Below are 20335 nucleotides of genomic sequence, written 5' to 3'. Positions count from 1 at the left end.
CACGTAAACCAGCACCATCGGAGCGATCAGGAACGCGATGACTTGCCATGCCGGGCTCACCGTGGAGTCCAGAGGAGGCTAGAGCGCTTGACCAAGTGCGGAGCGCCGGCCATGCCTGGTTCCGGCAGACTCAGCAGCTCGTACACGACTTCTTGCAGGTCGGCCCCTTCCTTCGTCCACACGCACCCGCCACCGTAGGAATCATCCAGAACCCGCACAGCGGTTACGTTGGTGCGGTCGAAGATAAAGAGCGCGTCTGTGTACTGCTCGCGGCTGTAACTTCCCGCAATGCCAACAGGTTCGTCGCCTTCCACCATCACGCGGAATACCCAACCGGCTTCCCTTGCCGTGACGAGTGACTGAAGCTCCGGGTATCGGCGGACCGCTTCTTCGTCGCTGATCGACTCGCTCATGGGGTCACCACCTCACTCGGCGCAAGCAGTGGCGTCAGCTCGTCAGCGATGATCGCGGCGGACTTCTCGGGTGGCCGACTGGAACAGTCCACAGTGAGCACGTTGAAGCCTGTTTCTTCCAGAACCTCTGTCGCGTGCTGGTAGTACTCGAACTCCGCGTGACTGCTGCCTGGCGTGTGCTGGAAGCGGTTGTGTGGTCCACGTGCTTGAAGCCGTTCAGCAATCACGGTGGGGTCGGCTTCAAGGATCACAGCGAGGTCGGGACGCTCAACTTCCTCGTTGAGCTGCCACAAGAACACCGGGTCGACGCCGTCGAAGCGTTGGACGACGAGCCCCGAGGCGACGTATCGGTCAGAGATTACGAGGTGACCGTTCTTCAGAAGGGGCTTCACCTCCGTCTCGACGTGGTGGTACCTGTCAGCGGTGTACAAGCAGGCGAGCGCATGACCAGTAACGGTTGACGTCAAGTCGACGGCAAGCTTGCCGATGGGACCAGTCGACGGCTCGGCCGTCACGTGCACTTGGCGTCCTTCGGCAAGGAGCATCTGGGCGAGGTGCCGGACGATCGTGGTCTTCCCGGCACCGCCCGGCCCGTCGACGCTGACGAACAAGCCGCGTTCGCGGCTAGAAGAGAGGTGGCTCGTCATCACTGCCACCTCCTGATGGCTGGTTCCGCAGTTCTTCGAGCGTCCGCCGGCCTGCGATATGAACGAACAGCCTTGCTGTCACGATGGCGTCGTAGGCGGCTCGGTGCGGTTGGTCGAGGTGACCAAGGCTGTTGCCAAGCTCGAACTCCTTGACCAGCGAGCTGAGCTTGTACGTCGGCAGCCCGGGCAGGAGACGACGCGCCAGCTTGAGCGTGTCGAACACCTCGGGGCACTCCCAGTCGTCCAGCTTGCGCTCAAGCACGCCAACATCAACGTGAGCGTTGTGCGCGATGAGGACGTCGGCTTCCAGCGCGCGGAGGACGTGTGCCTTGACGTCAGCGAAGGTGTCATTGTGCTCGACGTCGTGGTTGCTGATGCCGTGAATCCGGTGAGCAAACGGGGTGATCGGCTGGTCGGGCCGAACCAGCCACTCGTCCGGCTCCCCGATAACGCCGTCCACGATCGGCACCGCGGCCAGCTCCACCACGTCGGGTGGCTGGTGCCCGTTGCCCTCAAGGTCTACGACGACATACTTAAGGCTTTTCCACTCAGTCATTTGGTAGCTGCTTCCTTCCATCCGATGTCCGCGCGACCATGCCGGTTGGCGTGGTGCGGGTGACTGACGTCGTGAACCTGGAAGCCGAGCGCATGCTGAAGGAAGTACCGCGGTTGCTCGACCGCCAGGCCGGACACGACGGCCGCCCGTTCGCTGATGTCTACGACCTGAAGCGCGTCCGCCTCGGGCAACACGCGGGCCACTTGGTGTATGTCCTCACCTGTTGGGATGCGGTGAGCGCCTGCGCACAGCTCCAGCTGTGAGAGCGGGCAGATGTCGCACAGCTCTCGAATGCCGTAGTGGCCGTTGTAGTCCGGCAGGCCATGCGCGTACGACACGGCACAGGAGGTCTTGCGGAACAAGGCCGACGAGTTCGAGAAGGTATCGAGAACTCGCTGTTCCAACGTCTCCGGAACGATCTTCCGGCGGGCGGTGCCCTCGTACGGCTCGGGAATGCCGTTTGCCTTGTAGTAGTCGGCAATCTGGTCGCGGTAGAACAAACCGGTGAACACCGTGGCGTCTGCGTGCGTGCTCAACTCGTACGCCGCGGCGAGGTGCTGGTCGGTGTCGTTCAGGCCGGGAACGAGCGGCCGCCAGTAGAGGATGGTGCGGTACTTCCGATACGGCGGCGCGCTCATGAGCTTCAAGGAATCCGCGGCGACCTGAGACGGGTAGGGCTCGATGTCCTGGTTGTCGATACCCGAGTACGTAAAGAGCAACGTCACCTTGAGGTGGCGCAACTGGTTCAGCCGGTCAATGTCGTACGGCTTGAGCTGGTGCCGCGTGATGACCAGCACCTGGTTAGTGAGTTCTCGCTCGTCCAGTTCTTCCAGCACCGCGAAGGTGTGCGGCCGGACCTTCGGAAGGAACGGCTCGGTTGCCCGGTTGAACACCTGGATCGGCGTGACGTGCGGCTGGAAGTAGCGGTGATTCACCAGCACCTCAACCGCCTCGACGTCGGACATGAGCGCCACTGGTTGGTTCTCGTCCCACAAGCCGTAGGTGTGCCGGATGCAGTAGGCGCAGCCCAGCGAACAGCCCTGGATGTGGTTCAGGCTCAAGCCGCTTTTGCGGTACTCCACTACCTCACGAGCACGCTCAGGCAGGCGAGCAATCTGGGCAGCATCCAGCAACGGCACGGGTGTCAGCACGGCGATTCTCCCTGGTCAGTGGGGGTGTGCCAGGAGAGTAAGCGCGCCATTACGCGATGGCCAGAAATTTGCTCGGTTTTGCTCGAAAAACTTTGACCGCTATCGAACCGAGAAATCAGGAGCCAAGATCGTCGTCCTCGGCCGCCAGCTGCTGTATGACGCGAGTCAGGACCGCGCGGGCGTCGGGACCGTACTTGGCCACAGCCGCTAGGTGATCAAAGATGGTGGCGTAGAACTCGATCTCGCTTGGCTGACGCAGATTGATCTCTGCTGAGTACGACTCAAACTGCACAAGCTGATCGTCGTAGATCCAGAAGCCATGCCGGGGATCGGTCACGTACTTGGTCTTGAAGTCGATAATGCCGAGCCGGATGTTACGCATCGAGGTAAGAGCCATCAGGCGGTCGAGTTGACCAAGCATGATGTCACGGTCAACCAGGCGGTAGCGGAGTGCTGCTTCGGTGATGACGAAGTGGAAGCGCCGGTCTGGCCGGTAAAGCATCTCCTGACGCTGCATCCGAGCCTTCACAGCCTCGTTGATGTCGTTGGGAACCTTGTGCACCATGACAACCTGCGCGAAGCGAGCGCGGGCGTATTCGGGCGTCTGCATGAGCCCGTGAACTACCGTGTTCTCGAATCCGCGGTAGAGCTTGGTCCGCTCGTCCAACTGAGACAGGCTGATCTGGTGGGACTTCATGCCCGCCTTGAGCACCCGTTGCCACTCGGCATGTTGGAGCTCAAGGTTATGCAGTGCGGCAAGAAGACTGGCGGCCTGGTCTTCTGCGCTAGTTGCCCGTGCCCAGTCTCTAATATCGTCATCGGTCGGCGTCTGTTTACCGGTCTCAATCTTGGAGACTTTAGAACCTGGCCATGACAAAGACTCCGCGAGCCCTTTACCGGATAGCTTGGCAGCTACCCGCAGCTCGCGGAGTCGTTTGCCTAGCGCGTTACGCGCCTCATCAACGCCTGTCGTCCCGTTGTTCATGCTTGGCGACAAACTCTTCTCGTGTGGTGGCGTGATGCTGAGCCGCATCCCGCCAGTAGTTGTGCTGGAGGACGACCGCAGGATCTTCTACAGCTTCTGCGCCGAGGAAGTGATCTTCGTCGTCAAAGTGCATCTTGTACAGGCGGTTGGAGTCGAACAACCAGTAGTCATAGTCCGGCAGCCCTACGGCCTGTTCGCGGGTGATGTAGCGGATGTCATCGCCTGCTTCACGGGTGTAGTCCGCAACCCACATGGCGAAGCGCGTGTAGTCGGTAAGAGGGAAGCTGACCACCCGGACCCGAGAGAAGCGCCGTCCTTCCGCCGTCGCCTCGCGGATCATGTCCAGCCATCCTTCGTGGTACGAGGCGTCCGGCTCGCCGGCCAGGAACTTAGCGAGCGGTTCTTCCTCGCGAGGGATGTTGTACTGATCGCGGAGTTCTAGCCGGTAGGCCGTGTGCTCGAAGGTTCGGAAGAGGTTGCCGAACTCCGGACCTGGCTCGATGAAGGTCAGTTGCCTGCTCCGTTCTCCTGCTGGTAGCGGCGCGCGTAGAACTTCAGTACTTCCTCGGGAATCTCAATCAGGGTCTCATGATCCGGCACGGGGCCGACGTCGGCGAGCACCTGCGGATCGGTCACCTTCCACCCTTGGGCAACGTAGGTCACCCGGTCTGCGCGGTCAGTGGCGAACAGGGTAGGTGACGCACCTTCGGTGGACTCTGGATCTTTGCCAAGAAACTCGGCGTGCATAAGGTTCCTTTGCTCGAAGTTCGAGAAAAATTCTTCTCCATCCTCAGGGGCGTGCGCGCAGACGTCAACCCTCCGGATGACACTCCGCTGGCATCCGTAACCCAGGGTGACACCAACGGCCCCGCACTTACCGCCGACCAGCAGAACGACCGGCGCCATTCCGCTTGCGATTCCCACGATCTCGACTGGTCAGCCGCGACATCGACTTAGCAGAGGTCGCGGACAGAGATCGTGTGTTTTCGGGGCGTGTGCGGCCACCTGATCAAGGTGGCAGCCAGCTTTCCTTCGACCGTTCATCGCGCTCGCCCGTACTTGCGGAGAGGCGGCACAACCTGCCTGCGCATTCCTGGCCGTTGCGCAGCCGACGTCCCTTGGTCACCAGCAGGCCCGCTCATGTGGAGATCGCCGACCTGGACCGCAGTAGCAGGGCGGTCGGTTAGCTCCTGACGTTGCGAAGTGGCGCAGTCCTCGGATCCGACGATCCTTGCGGCCAACGACGGGTGGCGACCAAGGTTTTTGGCTGCCACATTGATCTGCTGGCGAGCAGCGGAGCGGAGCCGTTGCCCGTGTTGCTCAGCGACGGCTTGCAAGATTCGAACGATTCCCAGCACAAGCAAGAGCACCCCGGCGAGCACCAACGGAGCTGGGTCTTTGCAAGCGATGGCCGCCCGTGTGGCGGCAACCAAAAGCGGAACCGCAACATTCCGCAGTCGTGGCCCAGGATGGCTCTGCCCGCGCTCCAGCTGAGCTGCGCGTGTCAGCTGGTCGCCAACTTCTCGCAGATTTCCATCCGCAGAGTCGAAGCGAGCGAGCACGACGATCAAGTCCGCCAGCTCCCCCACGGTTTGATGCCAATGAGCGGGGTCTCCAGCTGGTTCGTTCTGGAGAACAGCCTCGGCCTGCTGGAGGTGCCTGGTCACCGACTTCCACGCGAGCCCTGATCGATGCTGCTCGACGGCGTCGGCACGCCTGTTGTCGCTCCACCACTCGATCGCGTAAACGTCCCACCTCTCTCCCAGGTCCTCCCACCTGGATCTCAGCCGCGGCAAGCTCAGATCTCGGCGCAACGTGGACCCGGCAAACCACCGTGGCTTGTCGCCCGCCGCGGCGGGCGACAAGGCGACGGCGTAACCGACCACCTTGCCACCGGAGACATGCGGCTTGACCTGAACATCGCGGAGGCGCAACCGGGCAAGAAAGTCCATCTCGTTCAAAGCAGCGATGGCAGTGTCAGCCACGATTTCGGTCAGCTGTTCTCGCTCAGTTGTCGTACCTGCGGTCTTGGCACGTTCAAGCTCGGCGCGAGACGTCCCCTTACGACCGGCGCCGGCGGGAGCTGTGCGAGTCAGGTCGAGCCGCTCCTCGACCGCCCGGCACCATTCCCGCCATCGCGGCCAGTCTCGGTAGGTTCCGGCGACCGTGCCGTCGCCGCGGACCAGGTTGACGAGCAAGTGCACGTGGTCGTTGCCGTCTGCCGACTTGCCGTGGTGAACAGCGACCCATCGACAACCGCCAGCCCCGTCTGGCTTCGGCCCGAATCCCATCTGCTCGACAGCGTCGTCAACCAGCGTCTTCCACGTGATGTCGTCGAGCGCCCCGTCGGCAGCTGGCAACGAGAGCGCGACGTGATAGACGTGCCCTGTCTCCAGCTGGACGTCGTGGCCGGTCATCGCGGCATCGATATCGCGAGCCAGCGTCGCCATCCAGCCGCGTTCCCCGATCTGCTCGGCGAACGCTCCGCCCGCCAACCACTCCGGATCCCACGCGGCGATCAAGTGCGGATTGGTGTGTTCGTTGGCCTTGCCCGGCCCGAAGAGGTAGCGAAGGAGCCCACCTGTGTCCGCTCCTCGCTTGCCTCCCTGCGGGGCTTTGGCGATCACTGGTCCGGCGGACGGCGCGAGCGGTCCGCCGGGTCAATGCGGCTGAGAACTTCCCGATGCTGTTCCAGCGTCGACGTCAAGTACGCCAACGCGCCGTCGAGTGCAGCAGGCAGGTGTCCCTCGGCGTTGGCTGTCGCGGCCATCTGGTTCAGGCTGGTGCCGACCCGAATGAGCCTCGTCTCCACAACGTCGAAGCGCTCGACCCACCAACGTTGCTCACGAAGGCTCCATCCGTCACTAGCGCCACGGAGCGTCGACTCGATCAGGTACCGCGGTATGGACAGTCCGGCGGTCGCTGCACCGACGACCAAGCGTGTGTACGTCTCTGGGGTGGTCCTGATGTTGATACGACAAGGTGAACCGCCTTCCACCCGCCGCTGCCGACGTCGTCTCCCCTGCTGTTCGGTCATGACGCATTCCCTTCGGACGCGTCGGTGGCCGCTTGGGGAGGCGGTCCACCCGCCGGGCGGCCGAAGGCTGCGCGGCGGGTGGGGCACAGATCAGGTGCCCTGTTCTCTAACTTGCTGCCCGGCTCCGGCGATGGCTGTTCGCTCGCGGTCCGGCTGTCTTGGTTGCGCAGAATGCAGAGGTCGCCGCGCCCCTCAAGCACCCACCGCTCGACCGAATGACCGCACTTCGAGCACGGTTCAGCGCCAGCCGACGCCTCTGTAAGGACAGTATCTCCATCGTCCTGATCAGCATTTGGCTCATTCAGCTCAAGTGTCCTGCCTTGACCCGAATGAGCTGAATGAGCTGCCGACGGGGCAAGGCTCCACTCTGAGCTGCCGCCCTTGCCACCGCCGCGTTTGGCGGTCACGTTGGCTTGTGATCGAGCGCGCTTGAGCGTCGCTTTCGAGATGCCATCGACGTCGGCGAGGTCGTATATCTCCGACGCGGGAGCCGATCCACCCAGTTCGGTCAGACGGGCCACAAGCCAATCAGCGGCGTCATCCCGCCTGCTCGGGGATGCGGTGTCACCGGCTCGCGAGTCACGCAAGATGTCGTGGATTGACCGTTCCGACTCGCCGTTGAACACGAGCCTGGTAGTGCGAAGCAGACCCGCGTCAGCCTGAATCTCGACTTCCTCAATCCCATAAGACAACGACGGCAGATCGTCACGACCGAGGCTGTTCTTCACCTGAGTCATGACTCGGACACCTGGCACAGCGGCCTCATCACGAGCGAAGCCGAAGATCGAGCGCGGCACGTTCTTGAACGCGCCTGAGCCGGTGATCAGTGAAGCCGCGTCGCCGATGCGTCCCTTGCCGAAGTGAGCGATGCCGAGAATGACCGCGCCAGTCCGATCCGCGAGCTGGGCGAGCGGATCTAGCGCTCGTCGTACCTCACGTTCGCGATGGGTGTCGATCCGCTCAGCGATCACGGACATCAGAGGATCGATCACCACCAGGGCAACGTCGTGGCTGACGATCGTCTGCTCCAGGATGTCGTTGTCGACAGGGAGAGACAGTGTGGCTTCCGTGTCCAAACCGGTAACAACGTCGAACCTTGCAACCTTGGCCAGGTCCGCGCCGACCGCGATCAGCCGCGGCACAATCGCGTGTTTCCATGAGTCCTCGACTGCCACATACAGCACCGTCCGACTGTGCCCGTGGTAGCTGCCGGGCAACTCGCCATGTGTGATCTTGGCTGCGACCCACAAACCGAACGATGACTTCCCGGTGCCTTCCCTGCCCGCCGCGATGGACAACGATCCAGCTGGAACACGCCCGAATCCGTCCAGCTCCCATGCCCAAACGACTGGCACAGGTTCGATCTCCGACGCCCAGGTGATACGCGCGCGGCGGCCCACAGCGGCGTTGTCGTCGACGCTGCCCTTGCTTGGCAACTTGCCGGTCATGCCGCCTCGCTCTTCGATGCGCGACGGTTTGAAGGCCGGACATCTTCGCCACAGAGAATCTCGGCTATACGAGTCCTCTGCCGTTCGCTGAACGGCGGCGCGTTGCGCACGATCTCGTCTGCGTACTTGTCCAACCGGCGAGCAAGCTCAGCGCCTCTTGATCGAGTCGGGCGCGGTGTCTTGCGGCTCATCGCACGCGTCCGTCGCCGCAGGTGCGATGGGCCGCGGCGAACTCGTCGAGGTCGGCTATGGACACTCTGACCACACGTCCAAATCGGACGTGCGGGAGCTGCCCCGACTTGATGACTCGACGAATCGTCACCTCGGAAACGGACAGACGCGCAGCCGCTTCCGAGATCGGAACATAAGCAGGTGGTTGGTTCTTGTCTGCCACGGTGTGGCCTTCCGTACAGGAAGGTCGCGGCGGGCTAGGTGAGTAAGACGCTCCCCCACGGCGCGCCAAGCCCGACGTGACCCTCGCTGCGATTAGCGACGAGGGACACGCCGCGCCCCGGTGCACGGGCCACGTGTGGTGCCGCCAGCACCAGACGGCCTGGCGGTCTCGTTGCTCGTGTCAGGTGAACGATGCGGACCCGCTCGACTGCACGGGCCTGGTTGACGGCTTCCAGACTAAGGAGCCTGAACAGCACCAACAACGACACGGCTGGGCGCTTCAACTGCGCCGCAAGCAACAGCATGGCGAGGAACCGCATGACCTGGAGAACGTCTTTAGCGTCGTCCGCGATGGCCTGCTGATCAGCAGGTCCGCCCCAGAGCCATTGCCCGCCCATGAAGTCCTGCCATCGAGCAGCGAGCACACCCTTTGGCGGCTGCCCAAGCAGATCCTCGTAGAGCGTGTACGGCAGGGTCTCCGCGACCGCTAGCATCCTGCGCCGTTTCGGGTGGTTGGCCGTCAAGGAGCCAACAGCGGCCGACTCACGCCTGACGAACGCCTCGAGCCCGCCGAGCAGACCGGGCGGCAGTTCGTCCTCAAGCGCGCGCTGTTCGTCGGCCGGCACTTGCTCGCGAGCCATCTGGACCGCGCGCATCGATCGACGGATTTCGAGGGCTGAGTAGCAGTCACCACGAGCAGCCGGAACGATCAAATCACTTTGCGTAACATTGCCGCGGCTCCCCCGAGTGCGCATAAGACCACGTTAGACCATCTTTGATCACACGTCGAGACGCGAACAACAACCGTCTGACTACCCTCAGTTATCGACTGGTTCGCTGTCGCTTCGGAAGAAAATCTTGACGGATTCCGGCTTGAACCCCGGCCCACCACGTGCGCCATGGACCAGCTCCAGGTCGAAACCCATGGTGGCCAGCAGAGCAAGTCGTTGCCCCGGTTCGAGAGTCTGCCAACGCTCCTGAGCATGCGGCCCGACCATCTCGGCGATCAAATCCGCAGGCAGGCCAACGACGACCTTCGCGGCCTTCTTCTCAAGCTCGACCAGACGAGCACGATGACGCGCCGTGAGCCGGTGAAACTGCTCTCGGATGATCAAGTCTGACTCGTAGTCGTCGGTGAGCTCCAGAAGTTTTGCGTCGATCACGCGCATCTCTTCCCGCGCCTGCCAGGCTTCCGAGTCGTCGCGGCGGAACAAGTCGCGTGCGTCCGGCTCGGCCAGCCGCTTGACCACAACTCGTTCGACCAGGTCATCAACCCAGATCTTGCGCCGGCCAGTGCAGCCCCGGTCCTGGCAGACGTAGGTCTGATGGCCGCGCTTGTTGACGACGCGGAGCTTGCCTTTGCACTTACCGCATCGCGCGATCTCAGGAGCGAACGTCAGGTAGTGCTGGCGGGCACCCGTCCTGCTGGTAGCCCGAGACGGGTCGCTCAGCAGCATCCGAAGTTCGGTCTGCTGAGCGTCGGTCACGATCGGCGGCCACGCGGCGGGGAGGATCTGCTCGTCCTCACGCCCGCGGTGGTGCACGCGTTTGCCGCAGTTCGCCCACCTCATCGCGACCGACCTGACCGACGAAGTGCTCCAGGTATCTGGTCGACCCGGCGCCACGTCACGTCCGGCGGCCACCCGCGGCGGCTGGATCCCTCGTGCGTCCAGATCCGCGCCGATCTTGCACAAGCTCTCTTTCGCGAGCACACGCTCGACGATCTCGCGAACGATCGGTGCATGCTCGGGGTGTAGTTCGTCGTGGAAGCTGAGCCGCCTGCCGCTGCGGCCGTACTCGTTGATCCGCTTCCAGCCGTAGAGCACGTGCCCTGACGTCTGGCCGGCCTGCGCCCGTTCCAAGGCGGCCGAGGCCACGCGCTCGCTCTTAAGTTCGGACTCCAGCGTGTCGGCCTCGCCGAGTTGTGCGGCGAACGATCTGCCCATGGGCGTAGTCAAGTCGATGTCGTTCCCTCGAATCAGCGTGATCGACACGCGCCTCTTCGACAGCAGCTCGATGGCCTCGGCGCGTTCGCGGCGGTTCCGCCACAGGCGCGAGAGCTGGTAGGCGACAATGCGTTCGACCGAGCCCTTCTCGGCTGCCTCCAGCAGGGCTTCGTACTTCGGCCGGTACGCACCGTGCAGTGCCGAGATGTCGTTGTCGGCGAACTCCTCCGCGACCGACCATCCGCGCTTCTCCACCAGCTCACGAGCGTCACGCAGCTGCCGCTCGACGCCCTGTTCCAGGCCGAGCGTGTCCTCCGAAATCCGTGCGTAGATCGCTACTCGTTCCCCCATGCCTTACAAGCTACGACATGTTCACCGCTAGTGCGATACACTATTCCCTGGCGGGGTCGGGAAGACGGGGTCGCCGGAGGATTTCGCATCCCTGCTGGATGATGTGTCGGCGCGGATCTTCGGCGAGCTGCCGGATGAGACGTGGTTTTACCCGGGGCACGGGGATGATTCGACGCTGGGTGAGCAGCGTCCGCACTTGGCCGAGTGGCGCGAACGCGGCTGGTGACCTGAGTTGGGCTCGTTCTGACCTGCGCTGAGAGACTCCCCCATGCTGCGGCTCAGTCAAAGTCGACACCGATGGTCGAGGATGCCTGGCGGCGACCGCCGGACATCCTCGACCGTCTTGTGAACGTCCGCAACCGCGCGCTGCACCTGGCAACCGTGGAGGTTCAACTCGTCCGGCGTCAAGAAGCTCCTGCCACCACGCCTTTATGCCACCAGCGCTGACTCGTCCATGTCTTGGCGCAAGTCATCAGAACTCGAGGCGACCGAACGTCGCGGCGGTGAACTATGCACGCCGCTGCGCGTGAACGGCGAGTGCCCTACCTACGTCCCAAAGATGTAACGTCGACAGTCGCAAACCACAGGGTGCCCAAAGCCACCGTTCAAGGCCATCAGCCCTCGACATCTGCGATTACGCGGCAGTACGCGTGCGCTTTGCTTCGGACTTGGTCATGAATGGGATCTCGGCGAAGGTGAGCTTGGTTCGCAGATGGCGGCTCTCGCGCTCAAGACGAAGGAGCCCGATCTGCGACATCGTGAAGAGCTGGTCCACGTCCCACGTGCGGCCGGCAATCGCCAGCACAATGCCCGACGGCTCGGTTCGGAGGCGCTCACTATCGATTTCAGACACCTTGGCATTCAGCTGCTGCAGGGCCTCCGGCTCTTCCCTCAGCGACCAAGCAGCCGTACTCGCCTGTGTATAGAGGTGGCTAGCCGCCGTCGAGCGCCCTAGCCACTTAATGTGCACAAGTTCGTCGCTCGGCCCGACGACATCGCACAACTCAAACCGCGGGTGGAACGGAGTCCTCGCCAGATTCCTGTCGAGGCACACGTAACCGGGCTGCTTCGCGACCAGTTCGCAGTAGCGGTGCTCATCATCCCGCTTGCCCGTAGGGACCCACAGCGGGAACGTGAGATCTGCACGGCGAGTGAGCAGTTCAGCGACCTGCGATCGAATCTGTTCGAGGTATCCGTCACCGATGCGGTACCAATCACCTTGGTGGTAGCAGTACTTCGCACCGTCGATGGAGGTTTCGAACGCGAACCACTTCCGAAGAGGCGTCACCAGCCCGGTTTCCTCGACACCTTCGTCGTCCGCGCAGACGAATACGCGTCCGTTGCGCAGTACTTTTACTCGACGTGCCTGATCGATACTGGCGAAACGATTTGTCAGTACGGTCAAGTCGTCGTCAGGAGTGAACACCACCGGTCCACCACGCCCGAACTGCTCAATCCTGAACGAACCGGCCGCTTCAACGTCACGAGTGACGACAGACGGCCACGCCAAGCCGAAAGGACCGGCGACTTGGTCACCTCCCAGAGCCCTGGCCAGCGCTCCTTCGAGCTGCTCGATAAGGGGGCGGTTGCTCTTGTCCACCCGCCGTACCTGTGCAAGCACACGCAATGCTGAGTGCTCGTCTGGCTCGTCGACGATCGTTGTCAGCGCGTTCAAATCCCTGAGCAAGGACCCCGGGGAGTTCGGCAACGGCACTGACAGTGAATTCCCGGCCCTGATCTGGTGGAAACGATGAGTTTCCGCCTCGTAGGTGAGGCCGTCGAGAGCGGCCGGTCCTGACACTCGGGTCACGACCTCACCGTAGGGCTCAATACCGAAGCCACCGAGATCACTGCCGCCGGGGAGCGACGTCAAAGTAGACCGCGCCGAAGCGTCAAGCGCCGCGCTGAAGACGGAACCGATCCGCTCGGCGTTGAGCCTCCGGATCCCGAACAGCAAACCGAAAGCCTGATCGATCAGTTCGTCTTCGATCAGTTGGTACCCAGATCCCCACGTCAGCGCGTAAGTCCAGTCTCCTACGGGCAAGAGAAGTACCGCATACGGCTGACTACCGGGCATGTCGATCCGATAGCCAGTGAGAGATTCGACGTGGACGGACCAGGTTGGTCGCTCTGATAGTCGGGTGCCGACGATCAAGTGCCCGATGATATCTCCGACTTCTATCGGAGCGTCGTACTCGACGCCCTCGGTGGACGACAGAAGGCATTCGGCCAGTTCTCGGCCGCCTTCAAGACGATAGACCGTCGTCTGACGGCAAGTGGTGCGCAGCGGCATGATCTTCTTCCCGAAACAACAGGGCTCGGGCATCATCGTGTGAATCAATACTGGCGCATCACGCGCATCAGTCCTAAGCTCACGGCGATCCCTAGCTTGAGCAACTTGGTGTGGTTCAGCTATTCAGTTGGGATGTCACGCGGCTCCTTGTTGGCGCAAGGGGCCGTGTACCCCGCCCATGACGCGCGGTGCCTCACCAGGATGAGCCCGCCACAACCGCTACCGCCGGGCAGCGAGTTCTCGGAAGGTGAGCGGCACCACCCTAACGACGAGCGGTTGCTAACTTCGGTTCAACCAGTCAGTGGCATATCACCGGAAGCCTGTCACCGCACGTCACGCGCGACCTCCAAACCTCACTGGAAGTAGTGGACTTTCCAAGAAGTTGGGTCAACTCGTCGATCCAACGCTCACCGACATGATGGGTGGCCCTCCGCGAAGCAGGCCGAGTAGAGGACCGCGCTTAACAGGCTCGAGGATTCCGACACGGCTTGGACCGTCCTTCCGCGATGATGTAGGGCAGCGGCCCGTCTCCTACAACGGGCCGCCACGGACAACAATGTGCGACTAGGCGGGAACAAAGCTGTCAAAAACCTGGAATGCCCTGGTCAGAGCTCGACAAGCGGCCCAAGACGAAGGAGGACCACACAGACATGCCGGTGGCGTTCCGCATTCTCGGCGAAGCTGAGATGCTCATCGACGGCGAGCAGAAGGACATCGGCCACTCTCGCCAGCGCAACGTCCTGATCGCGCTACTCGCCGAGGCGAACCACGCAGTCACTGTCGAACAAATGGTTGAACGAGTGTGGGGCGAAGGTGCTCCCCACCGGTCTGTCAGCACCCTCTACACCTACGTCTCTCGTCTACGGCGGACGTTGGCAGGCGTTGACGAGATAGCAATCGCGAAACAAGGCGGCGGGTACGTACTTCGAGTCGATCCGATGTGCGTGGACCTGCATGTCTTTCAAAGCCTCGTAGCCAAGGCCGCTGTCAGCGACGAGGTCAGCAGATTCGCGTTGCTCGACCAGGCGCTAGCGCTCTGGCGGGGGCCGATGCCGGATGATCCGGACACGACGTGGTTCGTCGAACTCCGCGAACATGCGCACCGTCAGCGCTGGACAGCAACGTTGGACCGCACTGACCTGGCCCTGCGCGGTCATGGCCAGGCTGTCTCGCTTCCAGAACTCACCATGCAGGTCCAGAAGCATCCAATGGACGAACGCCTCGCCGGGCAGTTCATGGTCGCCCTCGACCAAAGCGGAAACCGAGGCCACGCACTTCAGCATTACGTACAGATCCGTGGCCGTCTTGCCGACGAACTCGGAGTGGATCCAAGTCCTGCCCTCCAAGCAATCCATCAGACGATCTTGACCCGCGAAGTCGAACACTCGGTCACTCGGCCAATCTCGACTGCAGCAGTCCCGACGGCCGTCACCGCGCGGATGCTTCCGGCCCCGCCGCGGTCATTCACCGGCCGAGAAGACCAGGTCCGTCAATTGCTGCGCGACGTGACGCCCGATCATCACGGAACCGACGACGTTTCCCCGTCAGGGATCTGTGCTATCGATGGAATGGCCGGAATAGGCAAGACTGCGCTCGCTTTACACGTAGCCCATCGCGTAGCCCATCAATTTCCCGACGGCCAGTTCTTTCTCGACCTCCAGGCCCACACTCCCGGTCAACTTCCACTCGATCATGAGGATGCTCTGTCTCTCCTGCTGACCGCCGCAGGGGTCAATCCGAGCACAATCCCGGTCGACCTCGCCGCACGTTTCGCGCTTTGGCGAAACATCACGGCCAAAAAAGCCGTGCTGATCATCTTGGACAACGCAGTCGATCACGACCACGTTCGCCCCTTTCTTCCGGACTCTTCGCAGTCGTTGATCCTCATCACAAGTCGCCGTCGCCTCGAAGCGATCCAGGACACTGAGTCACTGTCTTTATCCGTACTGTCGCCCACCGAGGCCCAAGAACTATTCGTTCGTGTCTCCAGAACTGGCGAGCAACGACCCGAACTGATCGAAGTGCTGACAGAACTCTGCGGACGCCTCCCGCTGGCCATCACCCTGCTGGCAGGCCGACTGCGACACCACCAGTCATGGACGTTGCAATATCTCGTCGACAAGGTTACCAACACTCGAGACCGACTCACTGAACTGCGAGCAGAGAACCTAAGCGTGGCAACCGCCTTCGACCTGTCCTATCAGAACCTGTCCGCCGACCTCCAGCGCCTGTTCCGCCTGCTCGGAAACCACCCGGGGCCCGACCTCGATGTCCATGCGGCCTCGGCGCTCAGCGGTTGCAAGGTCGCGACCATAACCGAGCAACTCGACGCCCTCTACACGCATCACCTGATCGAAGAACCGACTCCAGGCAGATACCGATGCCACGACCTCGTCCGCAGCTACGCCCGCGCACGAGCGATCAGCGACGACACGACCGAAGATCGAGACCGCTCCCTCGCCCGGCTAACCGCCTACTACCTGCATACTTGCGTTGCCGCGAACTTGCACTTGCCCCAATCGCTGACACCACTGCCAGTCCCCGTAAATCCGGCCAATCTGGCAACTCGGACCTTCACCGACGCTCCTGACGCCTACCGTTGGCTGGAAGCCGACTTCCCCAACGCTGCAGCATGCGTCACTCATACGTCGGTCCGGAACAACGTCCGTGACACGATCGCATTGTCAGGCGCGGTGTTTCCCTACCTTCGACTTCGCGGCTTCTGGCATCTCGCACTCACTGTGAACCAGTCAGCCCTCGCTGCTGCGCGCGCCGCCCAGGATCGACACGGCGAAGCGCTAGTGCTGAGTCGCTTAGGGCATAGCCAGGTCCTCACCGACGACTACCCCAGCGCAACGCAAAGTTTTCTGCAAGCGCACGAGATCTTCGTTCGCATCGAGGATCTCACTGGTCAGGCCGTGGCCTTGCATCATCTGGGAAGTATGCGCTATCTCACCGATGACGTGCAGGGCTCGGCTGAGATTTTGAATCAAGCACACAGGTTATATTCACAGATCAGCGACCTTCGCGGCATGACCCAGACCCTGGTAGACCTCGGCCAGGTCCAATACCTGACCGGCGCGTACGAGGCTGCTTTGAAGACCCTTGAATCAGCTTACGAGATGTCCGTCAGATTACGCGATCGCGGTTGCCAATCGGCAGCCCTCAACAATCTCGGTCAAGTCAATTATCTCATCGGCCAACGAACCCTCGCAGCCGAGCAACTGGCGCAAGCATACGCTATCTCACTCAACCTGGGAGACCTAATCGGACAAGCGCAAATACTGGTAGATATCGGGCAGATCCACTACAGCGAGGGAAAGTTTGACGAGGCGCTCGCAACGCTCAACGCCGCCAGAAAGATATTCATAGAACTCAACAACAGGCTGGGGCACGCGCATAGCCTCTACCACATCGGAAAAATTCAGCACCAGCTAGGTAAGTTAACAACTGCGCGCGCAAATCTCAACCAATCTCACGCGTTCTACTCACAATTGGGAAACAACGTCGGAATCACTGAAGCCAGCAACGAACTGAGGGAAATATTATTCAGCGAGAAAACTGTCCATAAGTCGATCGACTATCACCGTGAAGCTTTGCATTTGGCGCAACGTTGCGGACTAAGAGCCGAAGAAGCCCGCGCACTCCAGGGAATCAGCAAATTTCTCATTGCACAAGGAAAACGCAAGGAAGCCGAAGAAATCCTCGGTCGCGCGCACATTATCCGCATGTCACTGGAGATCACCAAGAGTGATATCTCCTGATGCGCATACGAGTCCACACAGGAAAAGTATCGCCGCCCTTGTTTCAATCGCGGCGAGATTAATCTGACGCAGGAACACTTCTGCCCCAGCGACTCTGAGGATGCCTTACAGCTCAGCGAGACGCTGGCCCGATTGAATAGATCTCCGCACTCGGACGAACTGCCCGACAACACAGGTCCGCCTCGACCGCAGGCTGGCGACGCTCTCGGCGTCGAACACCCCTGACTCCAACGAACGACGGAACTCCTCACCGCTGGTAGCAGTACGCGTCCGGTTGCTCACCACATGATTCGCCGTTCTCGGGCGGCGTGGGCGAACCTCGTCGCAGAGGGCTTCAAGATGCTCCCGGGCGACGTCTCGGCGCTCATCTTCGACGAACCATCGGACGACACATGGTTGTGCCCGGGACACAGGGACGACTCGACATTGGGCCAGCAGTGTGCGCATCTGACGGAGTGGCGCGAACACGGCTGATGATTCGGCACTCCCGAAGAGGGACTGCCCGCCCGTCGGGCGACTCCGTTCACTGTCGACGCAGCAAAAGAGACAGCTAAGACTCCTACCAAAAACGAACGATCGTGCTAGAAAGGTGTCATGAGCAAGGGCGAGGCAACCCGGCAGGCCGTGCTGGACCGAGCCGCAGCGACCGCCAGCAGGATCGGTCTCGCCGGGCTGACCATCGGGTCGCTGGCCGCAGACACGGGGATGTCCAAGAGCGGACTGTTCGCGCACTTCCAGTCCAAGGAATCCCTCCAGACGCAAGTCCTCGCCTACGCGAGAGAGCTGTTCAGCGATCAGGTCGTGCGTCCGGCACTGGCCGCTCCACGAGGCAAGGCCAGGGTGCGCGCACTGTTCGAGCACTGGGTCGCGACAGGCAAGGAAGGCGGCGCCGGCTGCCTTTTCGTGTCCGCTTCCGCCGAATACGACGACCAGCCCGGCCCAATCCGGGACCAACTGGTGCGCGACCATCTCGACTTCGCCGACTCGGTCGCGCAGATGTTCCGCACCGGGATCAGCGAGGGCCAGTTCCGCCCGGACGCCGACCCGGACCAGTTCGCCCACGACCTGCACGGCGTCATGCTCGGCTTCTTCCACGCGCACCGACTGCTGGCCGAATCCGTCGCGGAGGCCAGGACCCGGCGCGCCTTCGAAAACCTGCTCGCCGCCGCGAAGTAACCCGTATCGGACAAAGGACAAGGCATGGACGTACTCTGCCGCAAGAAAAGCACGATCGTTCTTTTTATCCATCTTCCGACGCTGGATGAGTTGATCGGCCTCACCGCGGCACCCGGATTCGGCGGACTGACTCCACGCCGCAGCCGAGAGCAAAGATCAAGGCGCGCCAACGGAACTCCCCTCGCCGACCACTCCTCTGAGTTGAAACCGACCCCCGAAAGCCAGGGTCGCCAGAATGAATCCGGCTTCGCCGCCACGTGCGAAGGAGCCGTCGCATGCTGAGGACCGGCTGGCGAGCAGGCCCGGCGGGCGACGGCGGCGAGCCGGTGTTCGTCGCCTTCACCGAATTCCGGCCGCGCCGGCGACGCGACATGCTCGCGGTCGCCCGGGCCGGGATCCGGCTCAGGCGCGGCTGGCCGGAACTTCCCGGAGCCGTCGGCATGTGGCTGTGGTGCCAGCCGACCCTCGGACGGACCGGCTCGGTCTCGGTCTGGCGCGACGAGGAAGCGCTGCACGGTTTCGTTCGCTGGCCGCCGCACGTCGAGGTGGTCAAGCGGTTCCGCGACGAGGGCACCTTGAGCAGCCACGGCTGGTTGACGCCGTCGTTCGATCAGGAACGAACCTGGCGGCTGGCCCGGGAGCACCTCGCGCGCCCTCGCGTTTGAGACGGCCCGCGTTGCTCGGCAGCACGGCGTTGAGACGGGGCATCCAGCCGTGCAATAGGTCCCCCGACGCTCGCCCCAGCGGAAGCAGCGTGCCGATGAACCGGATCATCGCGGTCGAGGAACATGTCGCCACCGAACAGTTCCTCGCCACCGCACACAGTCTCGACGTCTTCGAAGACGACCAGACCGAAATCGGGCTCATGCGCGACGTCGAAGCTCAAGAACCGCTGCGGTCAGCGCTCACCGATCTGGACGCGCGAATCGCCGCCATGGACGCCGTGGGACAAGCGATGGCGGTGCTGAGCATCAATCCGCCTGGTGTCCAGCCCTATCCCTCGGCCGCCGCGGTCCCGCTCGCCCGCGCGGTGAACGACTCACTCGCTGGCCTGGTACGCCAGCGCCCCGGCCGATTCGAAGCCCTCGGCACAGTGGTGCCGCAGGACCCGGCCGCCGCCGCGGACGAGATCGAGTGGATCAGGGGACCGCTCGGGCTGCACGGAATCATGATCAACTCCCACACCGAAGGCCAGTACCTCGACGAGCCGCGATTCGCACCGCTGCTCGAAGCGGCCGAAGCGGCGAAGGCGCCGATCTACTTGCACCCGCGGTTCCCGAGCATGCTGGCTCCCTACAACGCGTACGGAATGCAGGCCGCGGTCTGAGGCTACCAAGCCGAGGCCGGTCTGCACGCCATGCGGCTCATTCTGAGCGACGTGTTCGACCGGCACCCGGGCCTCACGATCGTGCTCGGACATCTCGGCGAAGGCATCCCGTACTGGCTCAAACGCATCGACAACCGCCACGCCTTCGCCGCTCGCATACCGGGAGCGGCGGGGCAGATGCCGAAGCTCCGGCTCACGCCGAGCGAATATTTTCGCCGCAACTTCGTCATCACCACCAGCGGCATCGACGATCCGGCCGTCCTCGCGCTCGCGCTGGACGCGGTCGGCGAGGACAACATCCTGTTCGCCGTCGACGCCCCTTACGAGGACACCGCCGACGCCATGGCCTTCCTCCGGTCCGCGCCGCTGTCCGACGCGCAGCGAGCCAAGGTCAGCCACCTCAACGCGGAGCGCGTCTTCACCCTTCGGTGATCGCGGTGCCGGGCGCGGCGCTGCCGAGGTACTCGCCGATATCCGAGACCAGTTCGGCGATGTCGGCCATGCTGTCGAACCGGCGCTGGTGCAGTTCGGCGATCTTCGCGCCGGTTTCCGGGTCCGGGTCGTCGGTGATGTCGAACGACATGAACTTCTCCACCAGCGGCAACCCGATCCTGTCGGTAGCGAGGTGGGCGGGGTGGACCAGGTACTCCCAGTAGCCGTCGAGATCGTCGATCACGAAGGTGGCACCCCATTCGTACTCGCCGCCGTAGTCGCGGCCGACGACGAACGACCTCACCGACGGGATGGCCCGCCCCTGGTTGTGCAGGCTTTCCAGGGCTGTCTCGACCAGTTTCGGGTCAGCGCCGGGTTTGATGGTGAAACGGTTGCCGTGGTAGATCATCGGTGTT

General features: G+C 62.6%; 19 protein-coding genes and 2 pseudogenes. 6 read left to right on the top strand and 15 right to left on the bottom strand.

Annotated elements, in window-relative coordinates:
- Positions 1-56: 56 nt before the first annotated feature.
- The 13 genes from ABZX37_RS29280 to ABZX37_RS29220 all read right to left on the bottom strand — a co-directional run bounded on the left by ABZX37_RS29280 (position 57) and on the right by ABZX37_RS29220 (position 10927).
- Positions 57-413, bottom strand: coding sequence for a hypothetical protein (locus ABZX37_RS29280; protein ID WP_354744893.1), 357 nt, complete (start codon positions 411-413; stop codon positions 57-59).
- Positions 410-1060, bottom strand: a complete 651-nt coding sequence (tmk, locus tag ABZX37_RS29275; RefSeq protein WP_354744891.1) for a dTMP kinase — start codon at positions 1058-1060, stop codon at positions 410-412. Before tmk ends, ABZX37_RS29280 begins: the two co-directional genes overlap by 4 nt.
- A complete protein-coding gene (locus ABZX37_RS29270) occupies positions 1038-1616 on the bottom strand; it encodes an exonuclease domain-containing protein (RefSeq protein WP_354744889.1) in 579 nt (192 codons plus the stop codon). The genes tmk and ABZX37_RS29270 overlap by 23 nt, the downstream gene beginning before the upstream one ends.
- Complete coding sequence (locus tag ABZX37_RS29265) at positions 1613-2767, bottom strand: radical SAM protein (RefSeq protein WP_354744887.1); 1155 nt, start codon at positions 2765-2767, stop codon at positions 1613-1615. Before ABZX37_RS29265 ends, ABZX37_RS29270 begins: the two co-directional genes overlap by 4 nt.
- A 115-nt stretch (positions 2768-2882) precedes the next feature.
- Positions 2883-3752 carry a helix-turn-helix transcriptional regulator gene (locus ABZX37_RS29260; RefSeq protein WP_354744885.1) on the bottom strand — a complete coding sequence of 290 codons (870 nt, stop codon included), beginning with the start codon at positions 3750-3752 and terminating at the stop codon, positions 2883-2885.
- The gene (locus ABZX37_RS29255) at positions 3727-4254 is read right to left on the bottom strand and encodes a DUF6879 family protein (protein ID WP_354744985.1); all 528 of its coding nucleotides are present in this window, start codon (positions 4252-4254) and stop codon (positions 3727-3729) included. Before ABZX37_RS29255 ends, ABZX37_RS29260 begins: the two co-directional genes overlap by 26 nt.
- 5 nt (positions 4255-4259) lie before the next feature.
- Entirely contained in the window at positions 4260-4499 is a 240-nt protein-coding gene (locus ABZX37_RS29250) for a hypothetical protein (protein WP_354744883.1), read from the bottom strand.
- Positions 4500-4792: 293 nt separating this feature from the next.
- Entirely contained in the window at positions 4793-6379 is a 1587-nt protein-coding gene (locus ABZX37_RS29245; protein ID WP_354744881.1) for a hypothetical protein, read from the bottom strand.
- Complete coding sequence (locus ABZX37_RS29240) at positions 6376-6522, bottom strand: hypothetical protein (RefSeq protein WP_354744879.1); 147 nt, start codon at positions 6520-6522, stop codon at positions 6376-6378. The genes ABZX37_RS29245 and ABZX37_RS29240 overlap by 4 nt, the downstream gene beginning before the upstream one ends.
- A 263-nt stretch (positions 6523-6785) precedes the next feature.
- Positions 6786-8237 (bottom strand): AAA family ATPase, encoded by a 1452-nt coding sequence (locus ABZX37_RS29235; protein WP_354744877.1) that lies wholly within the window; start codon positions 8235-8237, stop codon positions 6786-6788.
- A gap of 187 nt (positions 8238-8424) precedes the next feature.
- The gene (locus tag ABZX37_RS29230) at positions 8425-8631 is read right to left on the bottom strand and encodes a helix-turn-helix domain-containing protein (RefSeq protein ID WP_354744876.1); all 207 of its coding nucleotides are present in this window, start codon (positions 8629-8631) and stop codon (positions 8425-8427) included.
- 34 nt (positions 8632-8665) lie between these two features.
- The gene (locus ABZX37_RS29225) at positions 8666-9286 is read right to left on the bottom strand and encodes a hypothetical protein (protein ID WP_354744874.1); all 621 of its coding nucleotides are present in this window, start codon (positions 9284-9286) and stop codon (positions 8666-8668) included.
- Between the two features lie 162 nt (positions 9287-9448).
- A complete protein-coding gene (locus tag ABZX37_RS29220; RefSeq protein WP_354744872.1) occupies positions 9449-10927 on the bottom strand; it encodes a recombinase family protein in 1479 nt (492 codons plus the stop codon).
- Positions 10928-10961: 34 nt separating this feature from the next.
- Between ABZX37_RS29220 and ABZX37_RS29215 the strand changes: the two are divergent.
- Positions 10962-11153 (top strand): annotated as a pseudogene (locus tag ABZX37_RS29215) (MBL fold metallo-hydrolase); the annotation flags it as partial.
- Between the two features lie 408 nt (positions 11154-11561).
- Here ABZX37_RS29215 and ABZX37_RS29210 read toward each other — a convergent pair.
- On the bottom strand, positions 11562-13220 hold the full coding sequence (locus ABZX37_RS29210) for a TIGR04141 family sporadically distributed protein (protein WP_354744870.1): 1659 nt from the start codon (positions 13218-13220) through the stop codon (positions 11562-11564).
- Between the two features lie 650 nt (positions 13221-13870).
- Between ABZX37_RS29210 and ABZX37_RS29205 the strand changes: the two genes are divergently transcribed.
- The 5 genes and pseudogenes from ABZX37_RS29205 (at position 13871) to ABZX37_RS29185 (ending at position 19919) form a co-directional block, all read left to right on the top strand.
- The gene (locus ABZX37_RS29205; protein WP_354744868.1) at positions 13871-16984 is read left to right on the top strand and encodes a BTAD domain-containing putative transcriptional regulator; all 3114 of its coding nucleotides are present in this window, start codon (positions 13871-13873) and stop codon (positions 16982-16984) included.
- 594 nt (positions 16985-17578) lie between these two features.
- Positions 17579-18160: a TetR/AcrR family transcriptional regulator gene (locus ABZX37_RS29200; protein WP_354744866.1), complete on the top strand. Its 582-nt coding sequence runs from the start codon at positions 17579-17581 to the stop codon at positions 18158-18160.
- Positions 18161-18184: 24 nt separating this feature from the next.
- On the top strand, positions 18185-18442 hold the full coding sequence (locus ABZX37_RS29195; RefSeq protein WP_354744864.1) for a hypothetical protein: 258 nt from the start codon (positions 18185-18187) through the stop codon (positions 18440-18442).
- Positions 18436-18825 (top strand): hypothetical protein, encoded by a 390-nt coding sequence (locus ABZX37_RS29190; protein WP_354744862.1) that lies wholly within the window; start codon positions 18436-18438, stop codon positions 18823-18825. The genes ABZX37_RS29195 and ABZX37_RS29190 overlap by 7 nt, the downstream gene beginning before the upstream one ends.
- A gap of 95 nt (positions 18826-18920) precedes the next feature.
- Positions 18921-19919, top strand: a pseudogene (locus ABZX37_RS29185) (amidohydrolase family protein).
- Here the strand turns inward: ABZX37_RS29185 and ABZX37_RS29180 are convergent.
- On the bottom strand, positions 19906-20328 hold the full coding sequence (locus tag ABZX37_RS29180; RefSeq protein WP_354744861.1) for a Dabb family protein: 423 nt from the start codon (positions 20326-20328) through the stop codon (positions 19906-19908). The pseudogene ABZX37_RS29185 and the gene ABZX37_RS29180 overlap by 14 nt on opposite strands.
- Between the last annotated feature and the right edge of the window lie 7 nt (positions 20329-20335).

The organism is Amycolatopsis sp. NPDC004079, from assembly GCF_040610415.1.
Taxonomy (GTDB): Bacteria; Actinomycetota; Actinomycetes; order Mycobacteriales; family Pseudonocardiaceae; genus Amycolatopsis; species Amycolatopsis halotolerans.
This window is presented reverse-complemented; position numbering and strand designations above follow the sequence as displayed.